Source organism: Kitasatospora sp. NPDC058190 (assembly GCF_042883685.1).
In the GTDB taxonomy this organism is placed as follows: Bacteria; Actinomycetota; Actinomycetes; order Streptomycetales; family Streptomycetaceae; genus Kitasatospora.
On sequence record NZ_JBHVVI010000074.1, the window covers coordinates 41,366 to 47,365 of the forward strand.

Annotated in this window: 6 protein-coding genes and 1 pseudogene; 4 read left to right on the plus strand and 3 right to left on the minus strand. The window is 76.3% G+C overall.

Annotation, left to right across the window (positions count from 1 at the left end; genetic code table 11):
- Positions 1–246: 246 nt before the first annotated feature.
- A complete protein-coding gene (locus ACFVWU_RS29095; RefSeq protein WP_380615580.1) occupies positions 247–975 on the plus strand; it encodes a ferritin-like fold-containing protein in 729 nt (242 codons plus the stop codon).
- Between the two features lie 6 nt (positions 976–981).
- On the opposite strand, the gene ACFVWU_RS29100 is transcribed toward ACFVWU_RS29095, so the two are convergent.
- From ACFVWU_RS29100 to ACFVWU_RS29110, 3 genes are all read right to left on the minus strand, one after another.
- A complete protein-coding gene (locus ACFVWU_RS29100) occupies positions 982–1,308 on the minus strand; it encodes a hypothetical protein (protein WP_387626449.1) in 327 nt (108 codons plus the stop codon).
- A gap of 136 nt (positions 1,309–1,444) precedes the next feature.
- Positions 1,445–1,672, minus strand: a complete 228-nt coding sequence (locus ACFVWU_RS29105) for a DUF3107 domain-containing protein (RefSeq protein WP_387626451.1) — start codon at positions 1,670–1,672, stop codon at positions 1,445–1,447.
- A gap of 133 nt (positions 1,673–1,805) precedes the next feature.
- Positions 1,806–2,465 carry a TetR/AcrR family transcriptional regulator gene (locus ACFVWU_RS29110; RefSeq protein WP_387626453.1) on the minus strand — a complete coding sequence of 220 codons (660 nt, stop codon included), beginning with the start codon at positions 2,463–2,465 and terminating at the stop codon, positions 1,806–1,808.
- A 220-nt stretch (positions 2,466–2,685) separates the two neighbouring features.
- Between ACFVWU_RS29110 and ACFVWU_RS29115 the strand changes: the two genes are divergently transcribed.
- The 3 genes and pseudogenes from ACFVWU_RS29115 to ACFVWU_RS29125 form a co-directional block, all read left to right on the plus strand.
- The gene (locus ACFVWU_RS29115) at positions 2,686–3,588 is read left to right on the plus strand and encodes an alpha/beta fold hydrolase (RefSeq protein WP_387626455.1); all 903 of its coding nucleotides are present in this window, start codon (positions 2,686–2,688) and stop codon (positions 3,586–3,588) included.
- Between the two features lie 345 nt (positions 3,589–3,933).
- Positions 3,934–5,646, plus strand: a complete 1,713-nt coding sequence (locus ACFVWU_RS29120; protein WP_387626457.1) for a DUF3492 domain-containing protein — start codon at positions 3,934–3,936, stop codon at positions 5,644–5,646.
- A pseudogene (locus tag ACFVWU_RS29125) lies at positions 5,646–6,000 on the plus strand (hypothetical protein); the annotation flags it as partial. The gene ACFVWU_RS29120 and the pseudogene ACFVWU_RS29125, both read left to right, overlap by 1 nt.

Here is a 6,000-nt window from a genome sequence, read left to right on the forward strand (position 1 = left end):
TCCGGTGCGGACACGTCCGAGGGGACGGTGCCGCTACGGAGCGGGCTTGCGCGGGCCACCGAGACGGCGGTGACACCGTGCGAGCACGACGGGGCTCCGTACCACCATACAGTCAGGCGACGACTCGAACACGTGACGCGTCTGACATTGCCCCGGGGGACCGGCCCGTGAACGGGCACTCCGAGCGGTCACCCGACCGCGCCGGGTGGTGGGGCGGGCGCCGTGGCGGGACTAAGGTGGCGGGTCATGGAGACCCATGGTGAGACGCAGGACGGCGCGGCCGGCTCGATCGGCGACTGGGCCACGTGCTCGGCCGAGCCGGGCTACCGCGCGGCAGTGCTGGACCTGCTCGGCGCGCTCGCGTACGGCGAGCTGAGCGCCTTCGAGCGGCTCGCCGAGGACGCCAAGCTGGCACCCGACCTCGCCGACAAGGCGGCCCTGGCCCGGATGGCCTCCTCCGAGTTCCAGCACTACCAGCGGCTGCACGACCGGCTCGCCGAGATCGGCGCCGACCCGCAGGAGGCCATGCGCCCCTTCGTCGAGCCGCTGGAGCTGTTCCACCGGATGACCGCGCCCTCGGACTGGCTGGAGGGCCTGGTCAAGGCCTACGTCGGCGACGCCATCGCGACCGACTTCTACCGCGAGGTGGCCGTCCGGCTGGACGACGACACCCGCGAGCTGGTCCTCGGCGTCATGTCCGACACCGGCCACGCCCAGTTCGCCGTCGACAAGGTCCGCCAGGCCATCGAGGCCGACCCGCGGGCCGGCGGACGGCTCGCCCTGTGGGGCCGACGGCTGATGGGCGAGGCGCTCAGCCAGGCCCAGCGGGTGGTCGCCGAGCGGGACGCGCTGTCCAACCTGCTGGTCGGCGGCGTCCATGTGCAGGGCTTCGACCTGGTCGAGGTCGGCAAGATGTTCAACCGGATCACCGAGGCGCACACCAGGCGGATGGCCGCGCTCGGCCTCGCCTCCTGAGCGGCGTCAGGCCGGCCGGTGCCGCCGCGGCGCGCGGTGGGCACCGGACCGGTGCGGGTGGTGCCGGTGCGCCGGCGCCCGGCCGGCGGCCAGGTCCGGCCGGGCCAGCAGCGAGGTGAGCACCCCGGCGGCCAGCGCGGAGAAGGCCACCGCGACCACCGGGTAGCGCCCGTCCAGGCAGAAGTGCGCGACCACCCCGCCGAGCAGCGCCGCCGCCGGAGCCGTGCCGGCGACCAGCGGACGGGACGCCCGGAAGAACCGGGGCAGGCCCAGCAGCGCGGCCGCGCCCGCGACCAGGCCCACGAGGGCGAAGGCGATCGACTCGACCAGCAAGGCAGCCTCCCCGGGGGACGGGCGCGCGGCAGCGGTGCCGCACCTGTCGGCGTACCCCGCCCCACCCCGCCGTACACGCGCCGGTGCCCCGCTCCCTCAGGGGAACGGGGCACCGGGACGAGCTTCGGGCAGCGCCTCAGAGGGTGCCGAAGCCGACCTTGCGGGCGGCCTGCTCGCCGATCTCCACGTACGCCAGGCGCTCGGCCGGGACGATGACGCGGCGGCCGTGCTCGTCGGTCAGCGAGAAGAGCTTGGTGGAGCCCTCCAGCGCCTTCGCGACCAGGCTCTCGACCTCATCGGCAGTCTGCGAGCTCTCGATCACGATCTCGCGCGGCGCGTTCTGCACGCCGATCTTGACCTCCACGGCTTCCGTCCCTCCGGGGTTGCAGCCTCCACGCGCGGCACCGGACCGCCCGGAACAGGCGTTCGCGGCGACCGCGCCGTACGGCTTCACCATAGAGCACCCGATCACCGCCCAGGCGAAGGTCAGCGGATCGTCACCGCTGCGCGGGGGCCTCCCCGGCCTGATCGCCCGGGTGCATCGGGAAGCCCTTCAGCCCGCGCCAGGCCAGGCTGGCGACCAGCCGCACCGCCTCGTCGCGCGGGATCTCCAGACCCTGCGAGAGCCAGTAGCGGGCGGTGATCTGGGCCAGGCCGCAGACCCCGGCGGCCAGCAGCTTGGACTCCGACTCCGGCAGGTCGGTGTCCTCCTGGATCACCTGGCTGACCAGCGTCGCGCTCGCCTCGGAGGCCCGCTCGACCCGCTCGCGCACGGCCGGCTCGTTGGTCAGGTCCGACTCGAAGACCAGCCGGAACGCGCCCGACTCGCTGGAGACGTAGTTGAAGTACGCCTCCATCGTCGCGGCCACCCGCAGCTTGTTGTCGGTGGTCGTCCCCAGTGCCTCGCGGGTCGACTCGACCAGGGCGTCGCAGTGCTTGTCCAGCAGCGCCAGGTACAGGTCCAGCTTCCCGGGGAAGTGCTGGTAGAGCACCGGCTTGCTGACCCCGGCGCGGTCGGCGATGTCGTCCATGGCGGCCGCGTGGTAACCCTGCGCGACGAACACCTCCTGGGCGGCACCGAGCAGTTGTTCACGGCGGGCGCTTCGCGGCAGGCGGGCACCGCGCGGGCGCTCCTGCGCCTCCTGGATGGCCGTCACGGCGCTCCTCACTTCGGGTTGTTCGGGGCTGGCAAGAGGGCTGATTCTACTTTTCGGTAACCGCGCCCGCGTTCGGCGAAGGCGAGAAAAGCTGCCCGGCCTCCTTGTCAGGAGCCCACAATACGGCGCTGACCTCGGCGTCGGCAGTGGTGCGACGAGGGGTGGAACGGCCGGACCACCCCACACCGCCCCCGGCCGGGGCTCAATACCATCGTCCACCATGAGCAGCACTGAGCAGCAGGTACGAACGGTCGAGGTCCCCGGCGCGGTGCTCGCGGTGCACCGCCCCGCCGACGGAGCGGGCCCCGACGGGCGCGAACCCGGCCTCTTCGTACACGGCCTCGGCGGCTCGGCCGCCAACTGGACCGCCCTCATGGACCGCCTCGGCGGCCTCGTCGACGGCGAGGCCGTCGACCTGCCCGGTTTCGGCCGCTCCACCCCGCCCACCGACGGCAACCTCAGCGTCTCCGGCCACGTCCGCGCCGTCATCGGCTACCTGGAGGCGACCGGGCGCGGACCGGTCCACCTGTTCGGCAACTCGCTCGGCGGCGCCGTCGCCGTCCGGCTCAGCGCTCTGCGCCCCGACCTGGTCCGCAGCCTCACCCTGGTCTCGCCCGCCCTGCCCGAACTGCCCCCGCAGCGCTCCGCCTGGCCCACCGGCCTGCTCGCCCTGCCCGGCGTGCCCGCGCTGCTGCGCCGGCTGCCCGCGGGCCGGCGCGACGTCGAGGCCGCGACCGAGGACCTGCTGCGGCTGGTCTACGGAGACCCGGCCGCCCTCAGCCCGGCCACCCGGGCCGAGGCGGTGGCCGAGTACCGGCGCCGGCTGGAGGTGCCGCACGCGATGCAGGCGCTGATCGGTTCCGCCCGCGGCATCGTCTCGGCGTACACCGAGCGCGGCGACCAGGCGCTGTGGCGGCAGGCCGAGCAGGTCCAGGCGCCGGTGCTGCTGGTGTACGGCCTGCGCGACAAGCTGGTCGCCTACCGCTCGGCCCGCCGCGCCTGCGCGGCCTTCCCGGACGCCCGGCTGCTGGTGCTGCCGGAGTCCGGGCACGTGGCGATGATGGAGCACCCCGACGCGGTCGCCCGCGCCGTCCGCGAGCTGATCGCACACGCCGGCCGCTGAGCACGGCGCACCGGGCGCCCCGCGGACGACGCCCGCGTATAGCGCCCGGTAACGGCCCGGTTCGGGGCGAGGTCACGACGGTTCACTCGTTCAGGTGGCAGCCAGGCATGTGACCGATGGATCGCCCCGGGCCGGTCCTACCTTTCTGCTGCCGGACCGAACAGGTGTGGGGGAGGGCCGCTGACGCCGGAGCACACGGCGGGCGGCCCGAGCAAGGGTCCCGGCGTACGGCCCCGCGGCTCCCGTGGCCCCTTCCCGAGGGGCGTCCCAGGGGTGCGAGGGGACAGCCGGCCCTGACCGAGGGCTGCCGTCACCACCCCGCTCCGAGGCAGAAGGAGGTCTTCCGTGCGCGTCGCCCTGCTCACCGAGGGTACCCGTCCGCATCCCCGGCGTGGTGCCGGAGCCTGGTGCGACCGGCTGGCCGAGGGCTTGCCGGAGCACCGGTTCGAGCTGTACCTGCTGACCGGCCCCGAGCGCACGGGGCCCGTCCCGGGCGCCGCCGAGCGGCTCTCGCCGGCCTGGCGCGGGGCGCGCGACCTCGCGCTGTGGGGGCGCCGGCCGCGCGGCCGGGCGCCGGGCGCGCTGCGCAGACGCCAGTACGCCGGCGCGTACGAGGAACTGGTGCGGGCGCTCGTGCTGCCCGGGCAGCGGGCCGGCTTCGGCGCCGGGCTGTACCGGCTGGCGGCACTGGCCGGGGAGGACGGCACGCTGCCCGCCTTCCTCGCCTCCGCGCACGCCCGGCGGGTCCTGGAACGCACCTGGCGGCTGCCCGGCGCGGACACCTCCGCCGGGCAGCCGCTGGTGCGCGACGTCCTGGTCGCCGCGGACCTGCTGGAGCAGTGCCTGCGGCCGCTGTCCGCGCCCTGGTACGGCACCGGGCCCGGGGGCCTGGGCGGGGTCGACCTGTGCCACGTCGTCGGCGGCGGCCCCGCCGCACTGCCCGCCCTGGTCGCCCGGCACCTGCACGGGGTGCCGTTCGTCGTCACCGAGCACGGCCCGCACCTGCGCGAGCAGTACCTCGGCTACCGCGAGGCGCCGTACCGATGGCCGGTGCGGGCGCTGCTGCTGGCCTTCTTCCGGGCCCTCACCGAGGAGACCTACCGGCAGGCCGCGATACTCACCCCGGGCAGCGCCCACGACCAGCAGTGGCAGCGCCGCTGCGGGGCCGATCCGGCGCGCACCCGGGTGGTGTACGAGGGCACCCCGGCCGTGGACCGCCCGGCGGCCGGGCCCGAGCCCGAGCGGCCCACCCTGGTGTGGGCGGGCGCGCTGGAACCGGGCCGCGACCCCGAACTGATGCTGCACGCCTTCGCCCGGGTCCGTGCCGAACTGCCCGAGGCCCGCCTGGTGATCCACGGCGAGGAGACCGCCGCCGGCTACCGGGCGCACTGCGCGGCGGTCGCCGAGCGGCTGGGCACCACCGGGGCGGTGGACTTCGCCGGACGGCCCGGCTCCCTCGCCCGGGCCTGGGAGGGCGGCACGGTGGCCGTGTTCACGGCGCTCTCCCAGCGCGGCCCCGGACTGCTCGCGGACGCCATGCTGAGCGGCCGGGCCGTGGTGACCACCGACGTCGGGGTGGCCCGCGAGGTGGTCGGCCCGACCGGGCTGCTGGTGCCCGCCCGCGACCCGCGCGCCCTGGCCGGGGCCTGCCTGGCGCTGCTGCGCGACGAGGAGCGGCGGGCCCGGCTCGGGCTGGCCGGGCGGCTGCGGGCGCAGGAACGCTTCGCCGTCGAGCCGGTGATCGGCGCCTTCCGGGAGATCTACCTGGAACTGGTCTCCCAGTACCCGGCCTTCCCCGGCGGCGACGGCGGCGAGGACGGCCGGGCACCGCGCCCCTTCGCCCGCCCCGCCGAGTACTGGCTCAGCGACGGCCCGCGCCCGGGCCACGGCGGGGCCCCGGGCGGCGGCGAGGACCCCGCCTCCCCGGAGCAGCCCGCCGCCCGGCACCCCAGCGGTGCCCGCCTCGCCGCACTGTCCTCCGCCGCCGTCGCCCGACGGGAGCGCGACGACGACCCCGGCGGGCGGGAGCGCGCCGAAGAGCTCGCGGAGGCTCTCTGATGTCCGGCGGTGCGGCGGCGGGCAGCGTCGACCCGGTGCGTGAGGTGATGGCCGAGCACCGGGAGCTGTGCGAGCGCGCCGTCGACCCGCTGGAGATCGCCGCCGGGCTGGAGGAGGCCGGACTCGGCCCGGACGCCGCCGCCCGCTGCCGGCACGCCGACCTGTTCTCGCTCGCCGAGGAGCTGTACGCCCGGGTGCCCCGGCGCCCGCCCGCCGCGCCGGACCCACCCCGGCCCGGGCGGCGCGGTGCCGCCGCCCGGGCCGCCCTGACCGCCGCCGTGCTGGCCGCGCCGCCCTGCGCCGCCGTGGCCGCGCTCGGCGCCCGCTGGCCGGTGCTGCTGCCCGCCGCCGTAC

Excerpts from the sequence above, each read along its gene's own strand:
- ACFVWU_RS29095 (WP_380615580.1), top strand. The coding sequence starts at position 247 with ATGGAGACCCATGGTGAGACGCAGGACGGCGCGGCCGGCTCGATCGGC.
- ACFVWU_RS29115 (WP_387626455.1), top strand. The coding sequence starts at position 2,686 with ATGAGCAGCACTGAGCAGCAGGTACGAACGGTCGAGGTCCCCGGCGCG.